Genomic DNA, 18,416 nt, shown 5'->3' with positions numbered 1-18,416 from the left:
AATTTACAAACTGATATTTAAACCGAGGATAATATTTCTTGGAACAGGGTAGGTTCCAGTGGAACCCGCTGCAGATAATCCTAAACTAGATCCTCCGTCAATACCTTGTACTTCAGGGCTTAATCCGCTGTATTTAGTGAAATAGTATAAGTTGCTTCCAGTAACATACATACGTATAGAGGCTAATTTTACTCTCTTAACCCATTCCTTTTGGAAATTATAACTTAAGGTAATTTCTCTAATACACAAATAGTCTCCGCTTTCATAATAACGGCTGTTTCCCTGAAACATATTTGTATTGTAGGCAGCTCCACTAGATTCTGATCTAAATAAGTTGTTTTGGTTTGTTTGATCTGCCCAGCGGTAGCGCGGTACATTTGTAATGTCACCTTCTTTTTGCCATGATTGTGCGCTTTCGGCTAATAATCCATAATTACCCTGAAACTGACCTAAGAAACGTGCTCTTGCTTCATTGTAAATGGTAGCTCCTATAGAGTAATCCGTTCTTACTGTTAAAGCGAATCCTTTATATGATGCATCAAAATTAAAACCTCCTACAAATTTTGGAAACATATTTCCCATATATTTTCTATCTCGGCTGTCAATTATACCATTGTTGTCCGTATCTTCAAATACTGCATCTCCAGCGAATTTTTTTCCATCAGGATTTCCTCCATTTGCTGCTGTTTTAGTTACATAAGTATCACGAACTTTTAAGTTGTAAGCATCTGCTTCTGCCTGAGTTGAAAGAATGTATAATTGTTTGTGTGCGTAGAAGTTGCCAATTTTTTGACCTTCCTGTAAACCTCCAACATATTTATAGGTTCCGCTATTTTGATCGTATATCTCTGTCCCACCAATTCTGTTGTTTAAATTTCCATTAAATGGAAGTTTTTCAATTGTATTGGTATTACGAGAAACATTAGCTCCAACATTGATTTTCCAATCATTCTTATTGTAAAGGTTAGCTTGTATTTCTAATTCGAAACCTTTACTTCTTAATCCTCCAAGATTTGTTAGCACCGTAGAGAAACCACTATTAGACGGAAGCGTTAAGTTAGTTAATAAATCAGAAGTCAGTTTGTTATAGAAATCTCCAATAATCCTGATTCTATCTTCGTTGAAACCTAAATCAAAACCACCATTTACAGTTTCAGATTGTTCCCATTTTAAGCCTGGATTAGCAATTTGTGAGTTGATAATTGCCGATTGTCCGTTATAGCTGTTGGCAATACCATTTGTTGATCCTGAATACAATCCTCCGGCTTGAAAATCTCCCAGAGTTCCTAAGTTACCATTTACACCAAAACTTCCTCTAAGTTTAAGCGAGGAAATAACTTTTGGCATTGTAGCTTCCCAGATTTTTTCTTCCTGCAAGTTCCATCCTGCAGAAATCCCCGGAAAAAAACCATATCTATTATCAGGACCTAAGCTTGATGAACCATCATAACGGAAAGAAGCTGTTGCAAAATACCTGTTTTTGTAATCGTAATTTAAACGTCCGAATACACTATTTAAAACTAATTTTGTATTGTTGCTGAAAACTGAAACTGGAATAGGAGACGAATCTAAAGTTTGTGCAAGATCTGATGGACTTCCTTTTCCTGAAGCGTTAAAAGCTTTTATGGTACGGTCGTATTTTGAAGCTCCCAATTTAGCATCAAAATCACCAATATTTTCCCAGTCTTTTTTATAAGCAAAAACTCCTTCGTATTGAACTTGCGAGATTTGATTGCTTAATCTTGTTGCTGTACGCGTATTGTCTACTAGACCATTGTTACCGCTCAAGAATGCTTGTTGAAAAGTATTGTTATTTTCATCTTCGCTATAAAGCGACATCGAAGGAGTAAAGGTAAAATCCTTGGCAAGCCTTAATTCCCCATCAACGCTTATTTGTAATTTATTATTTTCGTTGATTCCTTTAACTTTGCCCATTTGATATAGTGGATTCCCGTTGATGTTATTCTGACCCGGAGCCAAAGTCCCATCTTCTAAATACAGTTTTGTAGTAGGGGAGTTTCCTAAATATCTGTTAAAAACTACACTGTTGGCAACCACCTGATTGTTACTTGCTTTAGAAAATAACATACGCCCATTAATAGTAAAATTATCGGCTATTTTTAGGGAAGCATTTAATTTACTGGTAAACCTTTGATATCCTGTAAATATGGTAATACCATCGCCTTTTAGATACCCTAAACTCAGATCGAAAACACCTGTGTCATTACCGCCGCTAAAACCAAGTGTATGGCTCTCTGTCATGGCAGATTGAAATAAAACATCATTCCAGTCTGTACTTTTGTACATAATAGTACTTGCAGGATTTAAAGGGTCTTGTAATTCTTGCCAGCCTTTTGCCTGGAGTGTACTAATAGTTTCAGATGATAAACTAGACTTTAATAAAGTAGCAAATGGAGTATTATTCTGGAGGTTGTTTCCTGTACCTGCAGGCGTTGCACCAGTCAACTGGCCTAATCTTGCAATACCAGTTGTAGTAGAAAGCCCTGCAAGCTCTGCAGCATTATAAAGTCCTTTACGCTGAAATTTAATGTAATCTCCGCCATCCATAAAATTGTATTTTTGACCAATTGTACTTCTTTGAGTAGAAACATTATAGCTAATTTTCATTTTGCCAGCCTTACCAGTGTTGGTAGTAATAATAATAACACCATTTGAAGCACGTGCCCCGTAGATTGAGGTTGCTGCGGCATCCTTAAGAACCTGTAGTGAAGCAATATCAAGAGAGTTAATATCATCAATTTGTGTACGAATAACACCATCTACTATATATAAAGGAGTTGCTCCGGAAGGATTATCGATAGAAGTCCCTCCACGAACCAAGATGTTCGAAGCTTTTCCAGGCTGACCAGAGGAAGTTTTCACCACCAGACCAGTTACGTTTCCTTGCAAAGATTGTGTAACGTTTGAGTAAGGTACATTTTCTAAAACTTTCTTGTCTAGTTTAGAGACGGCAGTACTTAAAGTTCTTCGGTTTTGAGAACCATATCCTACTACAAGGACCTCGTTCATCTGTTGTCCTATTTCTTTAAGGACGATAATAAGGGGTTCATTGCCTATGGCTACTTCTTGTTCTTGAAGTCCAATATAAGAAACAACTAAAGTTGTAACATTATCAGGTACTTCAATCGTAAATTTTCCGTCAAAACCAGTTTGTGTACTAAATTTTGTTCCTTTTCCAACAATGTTTACACCCGGTAAAGTTTCTCCTTTTTCATTTGTAACAGTACCAGTAACTTTCTTTTGGATAGGATCATTTTTTATTACATCTTTAGAGGTAAGAGCAATATTTTTTTCTGTTTTTGCAGTTGCTAACTGCAAGGTAAAAACTAAAAGCAACGTGGAGGTCAATTTGATAACTTTTCCGTGTTTAGGAGTAAACCCATAATTGATAGGTTTACTTTTAGGCAATAATTTCATACTTTTGTAATGGTTTGGTTAATAATAACTTTGTTAAAGGTCTGTTTATTAATTTTCAAATCATTGTTCCTATCAGGGAAACTGCCGGCAATGTTACAAGCATTTGCTGGCTTTTTTTATGATTAAAAAACAAATTTTGTATACAAAGGTTTTTATTTATATTCCTTAGGCTTGATCTTTAATTTTTTTATTTTTTATATATAACTGATATTCTTCTTTAAGATATTTTTCTATCTTCTTGATGTGAAATTTTATTTTCATTTTTGAAATGTAGGTATAATAAAAACTATTCTTTGATGATTTTAATTTTTCATATTTAGGAATGTTTTACAAACCTATATAATATTATTTTCATCTTTTAACATTAAAATTTAATAAACCTTTTTAATGTTGCTAATACCTTGTGGATAAATTAATTTATTATAACGAAGTAAAGATATAAAATATTTTAAAATAACAACGTTTGTTATTAAAATATTTTAATAATTAAAAAATTTTCGGAGATTTAGTTATTGATTAACGGGAATAACATCTTTTCTTTTATGACACAGCAAGCACCTATAACGCCCGCACGACGGCCTAAAGTAGACTTTTTGAGTTTCATATCACGGTTGACTAAACCTAATGAATATTTTTTTAAGGCAGATTGAATTGGTAGTAAGGCATAGTCGCCTAACTGTGCGAAATCACCTCCAATTACTAAGAGATCAGGGTTGAAGATATTTAATAAAATAGATAAATAGCGTCCCATTTTTTCACTTTGCTGTGTAACCAGATCAACACAAAGCGTGTCTTCCAGATTTACAGCTCCGGCAATAATAGCATTATGTTGTAGTGTAGAAGAGCTTTCATCCAGTACTACTTTTGACTGTTTCCCCTCTTTTATTGCTTTTTTAAATTGGTTGACCAGTGACCAACCGGAAATTTCGGTTTCAAGACAACCTAGTTTTCCACATTGGCACATTATTTCGTTATTGAAAATAGTACTGTGTCCAAATTCACCTGAATATCCTGATTTTCCGTAATATAATTTCCCATCAGTAATCATTCCAATAGCGACTCCCCAGCTGTAATTCACAAAGATTATATTCTGCTCATCGTCGACGACACCTTCGCAATATTCGCCAAAAGTCATTGCTCGGGTGTCGTTTTCTAAATGAACCGGGAGATCTAATTGTTCTGAAATGATTTCGTTCAATGGTCGGTTTTCACTAAAGAAATAGTTATAACTAAATCCTTCCATTGAATTGATACGCCCTGAAAAGTTGATGCAAACACCCACAATTAGTTTTTTATCTACAAAACTATCTTCGATAAAAGAGTTGATTAGCTCGCAAAACTTTAATAATGATTTTTGGTTGTTTTCTAAAATAAAAGATGCGCCAAGTTCTACGCTAAACAGTTCATTTTTTATGTTTTGTAGTCCAATAGACATGCTGCTGATACCAACCTCAACACCCAAAAAATAAGCGCAGGTTGGGTTTATACTATATAAGGAAGGTCTTCGTCCGCCGCTATTGGTAATTTTACCCATATCAACCACATAACCTTCGTTTAATAATTCATTGACTGCTTTGGTTACTGTTGGAACACTAGATTGTAGTTCGGTACTTAATTCGGCAATTGTCGAATTACCACCCGATAGCAAACGTTTCGTTATAGATTGTCTTAGCATATGCCACTTCTGGCCTGAAAGACTTTTATCTTTACTATTGTCTAATAAATCTTTTAAACTCATCGTTTGTTATAATTACAGGTCTTGTACAAACTTACTATATTTTTAAATAATTATAAGAATTGAGTTTAATTATTAAAATATTTTTTTAATTACTAAAAAATTAATAGTTGAAAAATTAAACAATCGTCTTGATGTTTTAAAATTTCAGATCATTTTTAACTTATTAAAAAGTTATTTTATATTAAATGCTCTAAATCAAACTGTGCAGATATATTTCTAAAAATGCACCTTAATTTTTGTGGCAAATGATGTATTCCGTCCAAAGTTCTAGAGAACTAATTTTAAAACTTTTTAGATAGGAGCGTTTGATAATTTCAATGTAATTCTTTTTTTTAACAATAAACTGTTCAAACTAAAAATTATCTTTATTTTTGTTCCGTTCCCTTTAACGGATTCAATTTTAAAAGATCCTTTAAGAGATTTTACCCTTTCATTTAGATTAATTAAACCAATTCCTTTTATTCTTTGATTTACATCAAAACCGCTACCGTCATCAATAATTATTAATTCTAGAAAATTATGATGTGTAATTTTAATAGTGCAGTTTTTTGCATTTGCATGTTTACTAACGTTTAAAATAGACTCTTGGATTATTCTATATATATTTATCTTATAAATATTAGGTATTGATAACCAGTTAATTTGTGGGTCATTTTCTATCTTAAACTTTGTTTCTATTGTATTTTGATGATTGTCAATCAATCCTTGTAAAAGAGAATTAAAGTCATTTTTATTTAAAAAGGTAGTGTAGTTTAAATCATGTGAAACTGTCCTTATTTCATTTTCAATATTTTGTAATTCATCGATATATTTTCTTCTTTTTTGTATCATGTTGTTGTCAATTTTGGCATTCATTAAGCCTAAATTCATTCGAACACCATAAATTTTATTCATAATACCATCGTGTAATTCTTTTGCTATTTTGGATTTTTCATTGTTTTTAACAAGATTCATTTTTTCATGTTCTTGAGATAATAATAGATATATCTCTTCATTTGCCTCGTTCTGTCTTTTTAAATAGGATAGTTCTCTATTTTTATATTTTATATGTCTAAAGAGTGAAATTATTGTAAATAATAGAAGTAATCCTGTACAAATTGTTATGAGATACAAATTATTCTTATTCAAAATTTTATTTTCATCCAGTACTAGTGCTGTTTCATATTCAATTCTGGCATATTTATGATGCGCATTTTTTTGTACTAAGTTTATGCTATCGCTAACCTTAATATATTCGTTTTTATAAAATAAACTGTTATTTTTATCTATCGTTGAAAGTAATTTTAAAGAGATTAAAATTTCATTACTATTTTTAAGCTTTACTGCTAATTCATTAACTTCTTTAAAAATTTCAATTGACTTTGTTGTATCTTTTTGGATCAAGAAAAACTCTCCTAAGTATATTTTTTTATATAAAATATCTGATTTAGTTTGCGAGTGCTTTACAAGATTTAGTGCCTCAATAAACATTGATTTTATGTTATAATAATCTCCATTCTTCATTTTAGAATAAGCTAAATTGCTTAAAACATTAGCATAAAGTCTAGGGCATTTAATTTTTAATGCTGGAGTTAATATTGGTCGTAGTGTGCGTATAGATTTAGTGTAATCTCCTTTTAAATCATAAAGATTACAGATATTAATGATAGAAGTTACGTTATAATTGTTTAATTGATCTTTGTTTAAATTATGTAATCTCATAATATCTAAACATTCAATTGCTATTTTATGATAGCGTAATGCTTCATCATAATTAGTTAATTTTTCTAAACAATTGCCCATTAAATTATTACAAGAATAAATTAAATCATAATTTTTGCTTTGAACTAAAAAGCTTAAGGCCTTAGAAATTTCTACTTCACATTCAATGTAATTTCCGTCATAGAATAAAACATGAGCTTTGTTTAGTAGCATTCGAGCTGTATTATCAAAATCCTTAATTTTGATATATGATTTTTCAGCATTTAAATAATAAAAATAAGCACTGTCTTTTAGTGTATTGCGATAACAATCACCAATGTAAAATAAAGCTTTGGGTTCTCTACTAATATCATTTACTTCTTTTGCAAGTTTTAGTGCTTTTTGGCTATGATACAAAGATTTTTTTAAATTATTATAGATATAATATTCTGTTGCTAATTGTAAATGTAGATCTCTGCTACCGGTGTCATTTTCTGTATTTTTTTTTAAAACGGAACCTAAAGAATCAAGAATGAATTCTTTTTTTAATTTTGTTAGACTTTTGTATTTTTTAGTAAAAAGAATAGCTTCATTTTTTTTATGTAAGACACTAGTTTTTTTTATACAACTGATAAAAAAAAGTAACATTAAGATTGCAATTTTGCATATTTTACTCAAAATAGAATGATTAAATTATATTATTTCAAAGGTAATACAATTTTAAAAAAAAAGAATATGTAAATAACTAGCTACATATTCTTTTTCATGATTTTAGGTCTAATTTTTTCTTGGAGGTAATGGATTACTAGGTTCGCCGTAATTAATATCGCTATTTAAATTGTTGAGTTTAATAGAATCAATTACTATTTTGGGTGTTAAATTTAATACTTCAGATTTAGTATTATTTTTTTCAAAGGTTTCCTTTTTTAGTAGGATTTCATTTTCTTCATTTGAGCATGAGTACGTTACAAAAGAAACAAGTACTAAAATAAATAATTTGCATTTCATAATAAATTTGTTTTAAGTTATTGAATGCAAATAGACACATTTACTAAGTATGTATTTTACGGTAAAACCGTAATATTTAGTTAGTTTTGTAATAAAAAAATGAAAAAAACGCTTAATATTTTGATTGTTGATGATCATCCAATGACAGTTGATAGTTATATTAATTTGTTATTAGAAGCTGATTTATATGGTTTTAGCCTTAATTTTATTAAGTGTTACAATTGTAAAGGAGCCTATGAAGCAATTATTTTTCATTTAAAAAAAAATGTAAATATTGATTTAGCACTTATTGATCTTAATCTTCCACCTTACAAAGATTTTAATATTAATAGTGGTAGTGATTTAGCTTCTCTCATTAAGAGAAAAGGATTTGAGTGTAAAATCATTCTTCTTACTATGCATAGCGAACCGCTGATAGTAGATAAAATTACTAAAGAGATTAATCCAGAGGGTTTTATTTCCAAGAGTGATATTAATTTTGAATTATTTCCAATTATCTGTAAAAAAATAATTGAGGGAGATACATATAGAAGCCCTTCGATAGATCAAGCTCTAAAAGAATTATATAATAGAAATATCAATTGGGATATTCATGATATCCAGATTTTGACATTATTGTCACAGGGAATAAAAACGGTAAATTTGTCAAAGTATATTCCTTTGTCTATAAGTGCAATTGAAAAACGGAAAGCCAATATAAAAGATCAGATACTTTTAGGGAAGGGTACTGATGAGGAATTAATAAGTATTGCAAACAAGCTAGGAATTATATAGTTGAAAAAGTATTTTGTTGTTAAATACAATCTCATTGTTAATTTTTAATTGTTTTATCATGATTCCTGTTTTTTATCATTATCATTTTTTAGATTTATTAATAGGACCAATCAGATCGTTTTGATTGAAGTTATATATTCCTATTGTGCATTTTCCTGTTTAATCTATTCTATGATATTTGGCTTTATTTCAGATATAGGCCTATTTTATATTTAATCATTATTTAGGATTAAATTCTTTAATATTCTTCAAAATCTACTGTTGATTGAGATTTTTCAGTTTGGTGAATATTTGCTAAAATTAACTATACTTCTTTTTTTTTTGATTTCCAGTGTTATTTATTTAGTTTTAAAAGCGTTAGAGTTTAGATCCTAAAATTAAAAGTGATTCTCGTTTATTTACTTTACAGCTTTGTCATGAAGCAATACAGAACAGTTTTAAAATTGTACAAGTATTTTTTTTAAAATTCCATTTAATTAATATTTGTAGGTAATCAATTCATTCAGCTGAATTTGATTGACTAAACATGTATTTTACAATATAAAACTAAGCATGACAATAAATATTTTAAATATTAATACCGAAAAACCATAATTTAATAAATAATGTTAATGTCATTTTTGTAGCCTAATTAAAATAAACGATATGCAAGCTAGAAAAGAAGAATATTTAAATTTATCATTTGAGAGAAACATTGACTTAGATAATACAACACCAAACTTATTTACAGAAAAGAAGCAATTAATTGATTTTTTTCTGGTAGGCTTTCCATTTTACTAATTTCTAGATCAATTTACTTGGTGGTATCGTTTTCTATTCCTTTTGTACCTCTAGAATGTCCAGATGTCCATTCCTTGTGAAAATAAATTAGCTGAACTATTGCAATTCAGTTTATTTATAAAAATATAAAAATCGAAAAACTACTCAAATCAATGTATAAAAAACAGAATCAAAATTCAGAAATGACTACAGCGCAACTAAAAGAAAAAATAAAAGAACTCGAAACATGGCTTATCAAAAATCCGGACAGTACTGAACGTGCTTTGATAGTTTCTGATCTAAAAAAAATGATAACCATTTTAAGTAAAAATAATGAATAAGATTTTAATACATGAACGAATAAAAATGCTTTATGTTTCGCTTAAATTTTGTTCCACCCAGCATAAAGTATTTACTGTTGGTGAAAGAATCTGTATTAATCAGGAGCGATTGCAATGGTTGCATATTTTAACAAACCCTGAATCAGAACCTCGTTCTGTCTCCGTGCACATTGAATTAAAAATTACAGATATTACAGAGCTTATTGCTATGGGGGATTACAATATTTTTCAAGAGGACCCTCTTTTAGTAGAATTATTAACCACTAATGATCTCATTTAATGGAACAGAATAACAACATAAGTACAATAGTACTACTGGTGATTTTTTTAATAATTACACATCTAAAATCAATATTATCATTTAGGGAATGGATTCATTTCAAGCTTACTACAATGTTTAAACAGTATCAAAATGAGCGTAAGAATAAAACCGATTATAGATCATAAATGCTATGAAGTAAACGGGAATACCGTTTTTAAGGATGAAAATGGATTTTGGAAGAATAAGGATAATTTGTCTTTTCAAGAAATTGTAGCCTTTGTTCAATACCTAATCACCGTCATTAGCAATCCACAATTTAAAAAACATACACAAGCGGAATATAGGAGTTTGTAGAAATAAAAATTGGTTTTACACAAAAGTATTTACTTGTATAACAAAATTAAAAACGATTAAAGGTCATCAATATTTTAAATTTTATGTCAATATCAATAAACAGAAGTTTGGGAGCGCAACGAAACAAGTTATTACGCTATAGATTAATTAAAGATTTGTATTATAAATATAAAACCGAGGATATACCTACTACAGTAATTTGGCGTAAATATATCTGTCCTGTTTATCCTATATCCAGAACAACATTATACGAAGTTCTTTGCACTCCAATTACTTCAGAACTTCAAAAAGTAGAGAAAGCTATAAGTGAGCAAACAACCAGTATTTCGTAAAAAATGATTTTTAAAAAAATGGCATTAGTTCTAATGCCATTTTTTTTGCTTTTTTTTGAAATAATTAAAAATCATTAAAAAATTATTCGAGGTCCTGTGGCTATTTTTCTATCAACTACTATTTTAATTCTTCAATGGCTATTTATAGCTACGCCTTGTTACCAAAAAAAATGTTTAAAAAGTATGCTATAGATCTTTAACTAACAGTTAAAACGATCTACTTTATTTCATTTAGTTTTAAATGCGGTAAGCTCTAGATTAAACAAATAAAATGTGATATTATTTTCATCCAATACTAAATTCTGGTAAGTCTTTTGATCAGACTGTTTTTGATAAAAATGGCAAAAAAAAGCTACTTGCTTTGGTGCTCTTTACAACTGTGTTTAGTCCTTAACCACAAGTGTTTTAGAGCTTTTCACTATTTTTTTTAAGATGGATTTTAAACTAATCTTTGTAAAGTCAAAAGGAAATAGCAGCTTAATTTATTGATTGAATAACAGCGAATACCCTCCTTTTTTCCAAATAGATTTCTTTTAAATATTTACCTCTTTTTTACTTCAATTAAATGGAACAATTTGTTTACCCAACACTTACCGCTTTTTTTGCAACATTAATAACCTGGCTTTTTTCAAAGCGAAAATCACTAGCCCAAGATCGAGCCGCTGAACTAGATAATGCGGTAAATGCAGTCAAATACTATCGGGACTTGCTGGATGATATTGCGATTAGATTAACTGCAGCCACAGAGACTATTAAAACCATGGAAACACAGCATCGGGAATTGATGCTAATTAATCAACAGCTAGTAGATGAGTTACAAAAATTCAAACAATTAAATGGAAAACAGTTATGACATTATCAAAAAAAACACTTGAGATTGCTATTACCCAAATAGGGGTAGAGGAAATTCCCAGATATAGTAACTCTGGTCCCGAGGTTGAAATATACTTAAAGAGCGTTGGTCTAAATAAAGGGTACGCATGGTGCATGGCCTTCATATACTGGTGTACTCAAAAAGCAGCTCTTAAATTGGCAGTAAAAAATCCTTTAAAACGAACGGCAGGAGTACTGGATCAGTACAATTCAAGACCGCTTTTAGTAACATTTGTTCCACAGCCTGGAGACATTTTTATAATGGATTTAGGAAAAGGTTTAGGACACGCAGGCATAATAGAAAAAATAGTAGGAAATACAATTTATACCATCGAAGGTAATACTAATGCTGCGGGTGGAAGAGAAGGTTACAAAGTGAGTAGAAAAAAAAGAGAAATAAATACAATAAAAGCTTTTTTAAGACTATGAGCTTCTGGTGTCAAATTATGATTCCGCAATGTAAAATAATAATGGTTTCATCAATTTGATATCAAAGTTTCTAATGTCGAGATATTTTTTAAAATATAAACAAGTGATCAAATGAAGAAAAATGTAAAACATATTGTAATGGTATGGCTAGTTGTAGTACTAGTTTCTTGTACTAGTTCAAAACCAGCTCTAACCGAAAGCAAAATACATACCATTACCCTCACCGAAACGGTGCACGATACCGTTTTTAAAATTGAAAAAGACAGCAGCTTTTTTAAAGCTTTGCTGGAATGTCAAAATGGTAAAGTCGTACTTAAAAATGTTACTCAAGCCGAACCAGGGCGTACATTAAAAAGCCCAAGGGTTCGGGTTGAGAACAACAAACTTAGTGTAGACTGCCAACTAGAAGAACAAAAACTCTATGCCTTTTGGAAATCCAAACAAGTAAAAGAGATACAAACCGAAACCTTGAGGATTCCAGAATACATCAACCAGTTGACTTTTTTGCAAGAAATACAAATCTGGCTGGGGAGAATTTTTCTACTGGTACTGGTCTATTATGTAGTGCTATTTGCATTGAAATTCTACCCGCTAGTATAAGTTTTTACTAGAAAAACATTTTTTCAAAAACCATTTCACACTACACTATATGTCTATACAGTCTCATTTTTTTATAGAGTCAGGGATTTTTTCTCAAAATGGCGAAAATCAATCTTTTGGTCCTGTCACTAATAATGAATTCAGGTTGACTTCAAAGTTTACTTTAACTGGTTCCAAAAAAGCCTTTGCCATTTGCAAAGGGGTGATTTTATTGCAACCGCAAGCAGGAGCGGGAAACCAAGATAAGGTAAACCTCATTCTTCGTACCTTCAAACAACCCTTCCCGGGACTAAATGTAAAATACTTCATCTACAGAGGTTTACAAAAAAGTGATTTCTTTACTTCAGATTCCGCTCCTAAAATCATCGAAAAAACAGCAACGACTTCTGATTTTATCAACAAAATCAACGAAGATTTTCATGCCTTTCACGACAGTCGCAAAGATGCTCAAAACAATCCAATTCCCTTACCTGTATTTACGGCTAAGTACATTGGTTATGATCCCCAAGTTCCAGATTCTACTTTATTATCTAGCTTCTTCTTCAAAGAATCGGAATTTGTTGCCGTAGGAGAAACATTCAACGAAAAAGACGATTTCGAATTGCCGATGATTGATATGGGTAAATCACTGGGGAATTTTGCTGAAGGCGAATGCGGTATAGATGTGGTCTTGAACTACGGCGATTACAAACACAACTTTGATAACGGCGAATTTACTTTCAATTTAGAATATGCCCGTAAAACCGAAGCTAAAATTGTACTAGGTGGTACTGATATAAACAAAAAATTATTACGTGAGCAAAGTACACAATTTATTGATATTGCAGCGTTTTATGGTTTGTTTGTTAATGAAGGTAAAGTAAAAGTATCTAATGCAACAGGTAACATTACCTCCAAAAGTAGAAATGCGATTTATATTGATTTGCTATCTAATTTTTTTAATAAGAATAGAGTTTATTTATATATAGAAAGCAATAGAAATCGTTCATATAACTATTATGATAATTATAAATTATCAGAAATTAATAGTAATAATTTGAAATTTGGTATTCCCAACAATTTAACGGAAGATAATTATGGATATTTAGACTGGCCAGTTCATGTTTTTGAAATAAAACAACAAGGTAATTCAACTGATTTTAATGATATTTCCATTCAGTTAGTGTCCTCTTCAAGTTATGAAGAAATAGCTTTATATGTTGCATTGGGTAACGGAGATCTTGATAGAGGGTTTATTACTAGAGAAAATTTAATAGATCCGCTTAATACTAGTGAAGATGTCAATTTTAGCAAGGTTATCAATTTTAAAGTCCCAAATATTGACGTAAATGGAGAAAAAAAAAATATTTCATCCCTAATTCAAATTATTTATGTTGGAAAAGAGTTAAATTTTTATGCAACAAGCAATAATACTGTTTGGGGTGATAAAAAAAGACATTCATTATATAATAACCTCTTTTCTAATTTAACTGTTACACCTATTTTTACTAACAATCAAAATTTATTAATTGCACCAGTTAATAAACTCTCATTGATTAGTTACAAAGGATTCTCTAATTATATGAATGAGTCTGTTTTACATGGATTTGTAGTTTTTCAACAAGGAAAAAAAGATGTTATAAATACGGATTTAAGCATAGAAACTCTTACTAAAGAAAAAGTATTATTCATTGCAAAAAAAATTGAAACCTTAGATGCTTTTTCGATCCATAAAACCGAAATATTTGCACAAGGAGTATTTGCAAAGAAGATGAATATCAATTCTAATGTAACTGATTACTCTAATTATTTCACATCGCTATACGGCTCAAAAGATTTTAATTTAAAACATTATATCATTAATGATTCCGAAGCAAATATTAAGACCCTGTCTTTAAATTTCAAAGAAGAATTAGATTTTGACTTCTATAATTTAGGTGTAACTAAGGATGAATTAAATATTCTAAAAGGAATCATACCTGCCAATTCATCAAATATTGATTTTTATTTACATGATCCATTAGATAATCCACATATTAGTACTACAACAAATACAAGTTATTTTAGATATTCTCTTGGAATAATTTATGAAAATGGAGACGGAATACTTTCTGTTTCAATGCCTCAAGACCCTATTTTTATATATGGAATTAGTCATAAATTCTTAGCAACTAAGGAGTATGCTGAATACGAAGAAAAATCAATTATAGGAGACATCGTTATCGAAACTAATATATAAATTATGAAAGAAACTGCAAGATATTTAGAGTTTATAAAATACTTTACACTAAAGCAAAAATCAATAAAAACAACAACAAAAGCAAATGTCGAAAAAGTTGAAAAAATAAAAGATAAATACATACAATTATCAGGCAATAATAGTTTTAACATTGAAAGTATTATAATTGACTTTGGAGCAGATTATTCTTCTTCTTTACAAGAAAAAGAACAGCATTTTTATTTCGCTAAAAATCCAATAAATAATTTAGGTAACTATAAAATTATTCAAGATCCAGACGGATTAATGAAACCTGCCATAATTAATGATTATGTTAAAGATGGGAAATCTTTTAAAAGATATATTTTTCCATCAAACGAAGATAATACATACAGCTTTGATTATAAATTATTTGATGAATGGTATCAAACTACTTTAGTCGACATTGACAAAAATTATAGTAGACCTCGTTCCTTGAATATATTAGTTGAACAATCTAGTACCGGCGTTTTTGACATTTTTTTAAATGAAACTTTTCCAGAATGGAAATCCAGATTTACAACCGCTAAAGATCTAGCTATATCAGGTGAGTTTTATTGGTTTAGTTTATATGACCCTAGAATTTATGAATATGAACTCTCCTTTGAAGACAGAAAAAGTATATTAAATTATATGGTTTACTCCTTATACTGGCCAATTATTATTGAGGGTATTGATGGTACTAATAATGTCGATGAATACGAATTATTTACTTCCTTAATTACTATTGCCAATAAAGCTGATAGTGCAAAACTATATAATTATATGTTTGCCATTGGTGATTCATCAACACAAAAGACCAATTTGCAAATTTATGAGGATAAATTACCTAGTAAACTTTACGATATTCTGTTAAAAACATTAATAAGTTCATTTTATCAGACAAAAGAACTTTCGGAATTACAAAATGGATTTAGAAAAGACTTATTATATCCTATTGGTTTTCTTGAGAAGGGGAGTTGGGAGATGGGATACAGTACCTATTTTGATCTTGACGAACAAAAAGAGAAAGGGGCAGGTCCTTTTCGATTAGGTGTTAAGTATAACATCGAAATAACTAATAACTTATCAATACATATCAAATCAGCCGTACGATATCGATATAATTATATCCCTTATTTTAAAAGAATAGAATATGAACAATGCAAATTTATAGGAGATGGTACACCCATATTAAAATATGATGATGTTATATACGTATCCCCCTTTTTAGCTAATGAAGAATTTAATGGATTAAACATTGCTTATGGCAACATTATGCCTATACCTGCCTTTGCCTTAAAATGGCTAGTAGACCAAAACGAAGATACTAAAAATATAATTGATCTAATAGAAAGAGGAGCAACACTTGCAGGGGTAATATTTCCTATTCTTGAAATTTATCAAGCCGCTTTTTTAATTGATATAGTTTATGAATCCATCGGACTTGGTTTTACTTTAGCAAGTAATACATTAGGAGCTGGTCTACAAGATCAAATCAAAAAATATGATGAATCAAAATCAACCTCGGGCAATCCATACAGAAAAGGGCAGGAATTGTTAAGTTATTATTATTTATTATCATCTCTATATGGACTTCATGGAATAAAAAATGCAATTTCAGATGCCGCCGTAAAGGATAAAATTAAAGTTCTTTTTCAATTTGAAACCATACTTTCTGCAAAAGGTGTAAGAGATGATTTTAGATCTTATATGTCTCTTCAACATCCAGACGATAATATTGATTCATTTAATATTATGAGTAACGATATAGACCAAATCGAAAAAGAATTTAATAAATATAAGTATCTAAGAAATCAAAAATCAAAAATTTAATAGATTGATTTCTTAGATACTAAAATTTGGAGAATTATTGACAAGTAAATGAAGGTAGTACTTCAGAATAAGTGCCGAACAGATTACCTCCTCTGTCTTTAAAAACCTTTATACTTGGGTGACTACATATAATAAAACTATCTATATATAGTCGTGATAATTTATTTGGGTCTATAACAACAACGGTATTACGGGGATTGTCAATACAATTAAGTTCAATCAAACCTTTGTTCTTGCTTACATCTAGAAGAGTAAGTTGATTATAGGGACAATAAATTTTTCTCAAAACTTCATTGTTACCCAGGTTAAGAGTAGTAATTAGATTACAGCAGCAAATAAGCTCAATCAGATTGAAATTTTTACTAACGTCAAGAACAGTAAGTTGATTGTTACTGCAATCAAGTTTTGTCAAATTTGTATTCTTACTTACATCAAGGCTAGTAAGTTGGTTGTAGCCACAGTAAAGATTAGTCAAAGCAATATTTTTACTTATATCAAGAGTTTTGAGATGGTTGTCTAAACAATCGAGCTTTGTCAAGGAAGTAAAATATTCAATCCCAGACAAAGAAGTAATGTTTTTTCTTCTAATACTCATCAATTCATTATAAGAAACAACAGAAGGATGATTTGAAATGAATTTATTATCTGGAGTAAAAGCCAATGGCACTATTGTTTTTAAATAGGCTTTAAAGTTTGGATCTGGTATTTCACTATAAACAGGTGCTAAATTATTTTCTTTAAAGCAACTGTAGCTTATTTGACTTACTATTAGTATTGTAAAAAATAGTACGAACCGTTTTTTAATTCTATTTTTTTTATTTAGAAATGTATTATTTTTCATTATTTATTAAGAGTAAGAATGTTTTTTGATTTTAAGAGGATTAGATTTTGTTCTTTAATACGATTTAGAATATTTCATAATGAAATTCAAAAAGATTTTAGTTTGTGATGTAAGTATATAAATTAAATTTTTTCCTACCAAAAGTATTTACAAATATTTTAAAAAAAAAGAGAGTCCAGATCCTGTAGATTGCAATAAACTATTCGAAGTCCACTTTGGAAAAACAAGCACTCTTTATATAAATTAATCATTCCCTAAAAATACATTTCATATAATGTTACTACTGAACTTATCCCATAAGTTCTATAGCATACTATTGGCTTGTTTATACCCAAAAAACATAATTATCACCACTCTTTTTTACGAATCAATCCTATAAAATTCCTTGATTGTCAAAATCGTAGGAATGCAACACGATAAAACTTAAGCTAAATACAATAATTATTTAGTCAAGTATTCAAAAACCATTTCACACTACACTATATGTCTATACAGTCTCATTTTTTTATAGAGTCAGGAAGCTTTACACAAAGCCCAGCGCAATCTTTTGGCCCTGTTACTAATAATGAATTCAGGTTGACTTCAAAGTTTACTTTAACTGGTTCCAAAAAAGCCTTTGCCATTTGCAAAGGGGTGATTTTATTGCAACCGCAAGCAGGAGCGGGAAACCAAGATAAGGTAAACCTCATTCTTCGTACCTTCAAACAACCCTTCCCGGGACTAAATGTAAAATACTTCATCTACAGAGGTTTACAAAAAAGTGATTTCTTTACTTCAGATTCCGCTCCTAAAATCATCGAAAAAACAGCAACGACTTCTGATTTTATCAACAAAATCAACGAAGATTTTCATGCCTTTCACGACAGTCGCAAAGATGCTCAAAACAATCCAATTCCCTTACCTGTATTTACGGCTAAGTACATTGGTTATGATCCC

At 30.0% G+C, this 18,416-nt stretch carries 17 protein-coding genes; 12 read left to right on the top strand and 5 right to left on the bottom strand.

The genetic code is table 11. From position 1 onward, the window contains the following. Positions 1–3 precede the first annotated feature (3 nt). From FJV36_RS10695 to FJV36_RS10680, 4 genes are all read right to left on the bottom strand, one after another. The gene (locus FJV36_RS10695) at positions 4–3,438 is read right to left on the bottom strand and encodes a SusC/RagA family TonB-linked outer membrane protein (protein WP_158729848.1); all 3,435 of its coding nucleotides are present in this window, start codon (positions 3,436–3,438) and stop codon (positions 4–6) included. A 505-nt stretch (positions 3,439–3,943) separates the two neighbouring features. Next, the gene (locus FJV36_RS10690) at positions 3,944–5,176 is read right to left on the bottom strand and encodes an ROK family transcriptional regulator (protein WP_158729847.1); all 1,233 of its coding nucleotides are present in this window, start codon (positions 5,174–5,176) and stop codon (positions 3,944–3,946) included. A 291-nt stretch (positions 5,177–5,467) separates the two neighbouring features. Further along, on the bottom strand, positions 5,468–7,504 hold the full coding sequence (locus FJV36_RS10685; RefSeq protein WP_158729846.1) for a tetratricopeptide repeat-containing sensor histidine kinase: 2,037 nt from the start codon (positions 7,502–7,504) through the stop codon (positions 5,468–5,470). A gap of 129 nt (positions 7,505–7,633) precedes the next feature. Then, positions 7,634–7,864: a hypothetical protein gene (locus FJV36_RS10680; protein ID WP_158729845.1), complete on the bottom strand. Its 231-nt coding sequence runs from the start codon at positions 7,862–7,864 to the stop codon at positions 7,634–7,636. A 99-nt stretch (positions 7,865–7,963) separates the two neighbouring features. On the opposite strand from FJV36_RS10680, the gene FJV36_RS10675 reads away from it, so the two are divergent. The 11 genes from FJV36_RS10675 to FJV36_RS10630 all read left to right on the top strand — a co-directional run bounded on the left by FJV36_RS10675 (position 7,964) and on the right by FJV36_RS10630 (position 16,639). Further along, complete coding sequence (locus FJV36_RS10675; RefSeq protein WP_158729844.1) at positions 7,964–8,638, top strand: response regulator; 675 nt, start codon at positions 7,964–7,966, stop codon at positions 8,636–8,638. Between the two features lie 645 nt (positions 8,639–9,283). Continuing rightward, the gene (locus tag FJV36_RS16585; RefSeq protein WP_255470377.1) at positions 9,284–9,418 is read left to right on the top strand and encodes a hypothetical protein; all 135 of its coding nucleotides are present in this window, start codon (positions 9,284–9,286) and stop codon (positions 9,416–9,418) included. A 152-nt stretch (positions 9,419–9,570) separates the two neighbouring features. After that, on the top strand, positions 9,571–9,738 hold the full coding sequence (locus FJV36_RS10670; protein ID WP_158729843.1) for a hypothetical protein: 168 nt from the start codon (positions 9,571–9,573) through the stop codon (positions 9,736–9,738). After that, positions 9,731–10,018: a hypothetical protein gene (locus FJV36_RS10665; protein ID WP_158729842.1), complete on the top strand. Its 288-nt coding sequence runs from the start codon at positions 9,731–9,733 to the stop codon at positions 10,016–10,018. The genes FJV36_RS10670 and FJV36_RS10665 overlap by 8 nt, the downstream gene beginning before the upstream one ends. 132 nt (positions 10,019–10,150) lie before the next feature. Beyond that, the gene (locus tag FJV36_RS10660; RefSeq protein WP_158729841.1) at positions 10,151–10,354 is read left to right on the top strand and encodes a hypothetical protein; all 204 of its coding nucleotides are present in this window, start codon (positions 10,151–10,153) and stop codon (positions 10,352–10,354) included. Positions 10,355–10,437: 83 nt separating this feature from the next. Beyond that, a complete protein-coding gene (locus tag FJV36_RS10655; RefSeq protein ID WP_158729840.1) occupies positions 10,438–10,686 on the top strand; it encodes a hypothetical protein in 249 nt (82 codons plus the stop codon). A gap of 565 nt (positions 10,687–11,251) precedes the next feature. Next, positions 11,252–11,539: a hypothetical protein gene (locus FJV36_RS10650; protein WP_158729839.1), complete on the top strand. Its 288-nt coding sequence runs from the start codon at positions 11,252–11,254 to the stop codon at positions 11,537–11,539. Continuing rightward, complete coding sequence (locus tag FJV36_RS10645; protein WP_158729838.1) at positions 11,536–11,988, top strand: CHAP domain-containing protein; 453 nt, start codon at positions 11,536–11,538, stop codon at positions 11,986–11,988. Before FJV36_RS10650 ends, FJV36_RS10645 begins: the two co-directional genes overlap by 4 nt. A gap of 111 nt (positions 11,989–12,099) precedes the next feature. Next, positions 12,100–12,588, top strand: a complete 489-nt coding sequence (locus FJV36_RS10640; protein ID WP_158729837.1) for a hypothetical protein — start codon at positions 12,100–12,102, stop codon at positions 12,586–12,588. Between the two features lie 49 nt (positions 12,589–12,637). Next, positions 12,638–14,806 carry a hypothetical protein gene (locus FJV36_RS10635; protein ID WP_158729836.1) on the top strand — a complete coding sequence of 723 codons (2,169 nt, stop codon included), beginning with the start codon at positions 12,638–12,640 and terminating at the stop codon, positions 14,804–14,806. Between the two features lie 3 nt (positions 14,807–14,809). Continuing rightward, positions 14,810–16,639: a hypothetical protein gene (locus FJV36_RS10630; protein ID WP_158729835.1), complete on the top strand. Its 1,830-nt coding sequence runs from the start codon at positions 14,810–14,812 to the stop codon at positions 16,637–16,639. A gap of 34 nt (positions 16,640–16,673) precedes the next feature. Here FJV36_RS10630 and FJV36_RS10625 read toward each other — a convergent pair whose 3' ends face one another. Beyond that, a complete protein-coding gene (locus tag FJV36_RS10625; protein WP_158729834.1) occupies positions 16,674–17,480 on the bottom strand; it encodes a leucine-rich repeat domain-containing protein in 807 nt (268 codons plus the stop codon). Between the two features lie 483 nt (positions 17,481–17,963). Between FJV36_RS10625 and FJV36_RS10620 the strand changes: the two genes are divergently transcribed. After that, the coding region (locus tag FJV36_RS10620; RefSeq protein ID WP_158729833.1) for a hypothetical protein at positions 17,964–18,416 on the top strand (453 nt) is incomplete at its 3' end.

The sequence above is a fragment of the Flavobacterium sp. I-STPP5a genome, assembly GCF_009764685.1.
Classification (GTDB): Bacteria; Bacteroidota; Bacteroidia; order Flavobacteriales; family Flavobacteriaceae; genus Flavobacterium.
The sequence above is the reverse complement of the archived record's forward strand: the minus strand, read 5'-3'. Positions and strand labels throughout refer to the sequence as shown.

Excerpts from the sequence above, each read along its gene's own strand:
- FJV36_RS10695 (WP_158729848.1), bottom strand. The coding sequence starts at position 3,438 with ATGAAATTATTGCCTAAAAGTAAACCTATCAATTATGGGTTTACTCCT.
- FJV36_RS10690 (WP_158729847.1), bottom strand. The coding sequence starts at position 5,176 with ATGAGTTTAAAAGATTTATTAGACAATAGTAAAGATAAAAGTCTTTCA.
- FJV36_RS10685 (WP_158729846.1), bottom strand. The coding sequence starts at position 7,504 with ATGTTACTTTTTTTTATCAGTTGTATAAAAAAAACTAGTGTCTTACAT.
- FJV36_RS10680 (WP_158729845.1), bottom strand. The coding sequence starts at position 7,864 with ATGAAATGCAAATTATTTATTTTAGTACTTGTTTCTTTTGTAACGTAC.
- FJV36_RS10675 (WP_158729844.1), top strand. The coding sequence starts at position 7,964 with ATGAAAAAAACGCTTAATATTTTGATTGTTGATGATCATCCAATGACA.
- FJV36_RS16585 (WP_255470377.1), top strand. The coding sequence starts at position 9,284 with ATGCAAGCTAGAAAAGAAGAATATTTAAATTTATCATTTGAGAGAAAC.
- FJV36_RS10670 (WP_158729843.1), top strand. The coding sequence starts at position 9,571 with ATGTATAAAAAACAGAATCAAAATTCAGAAATGACTACAGCGCAACTA.
- FJV36_RS10665 (WP_158729842.1), top strand. The coding sequence starts at position 9,731 with ATGAATAAGATTTTAATACATGAACGAATAAAAATGCTTTATGTTTCG.
- FJV36_RS10660 (WP_158729841.1), top strand. The coding sequence starts at position 10,151 with ATGAGCGTAAGAATAAAACCGATTATAGATCATAAATGCTATGAAGTA.
- FJV36_RS10655 (WP_158729840.1), top strand. The coding sequence starts at position 10,438 with ATGTCAATATCAATAAACAGAAGTTTGGGAGCGCAACGAAACAAGTTA.
- FJV36_RS10650 (WP_158729839.1), top strand. The coding sequence starts at position 11,252 with ATGGAACAATTTGTTTACCCAACACTTACCGCTTTTTTTGCAACATTA.
- FJV36_RS10645 (WP_158729838.1), top strand. The coding sequence starts at position 11,536 with ATGACATTATCAAAAAAAACACTTGAGATTGCTATTACCCAAATAGGG.
- FJV36_RS10640 (WP_158729837.1), top strand. The coding sequence starts at position 12,100 with ATGAAGAAAAATGTAAAACATATTGTAATGGTATGGCTAGTTGTAGTA.
- FJV36_RS10635 (WP_158729836.1), top strand. The coding sequence starts at position 12,638 with ATGTCTATACAGTCTCATTTTTTTATAGAGTCAGGGATTTTTTCTCAA.
- FJV36_RS10630 (WP_158729835.1), top strand. The coding sequence starts at position 14,810 with ATGAAAGAAACTGCAAGATATTTAGAGTTTATAAAATACTTTACACTA.
- FJV36_RS10625 (WP_158729834.1), bottom strand. The coding sequence starts at position 17,480 with ATGAAAAATAATACATTTCTAAATAAAAAAAATAGAATTAAAAAACGG.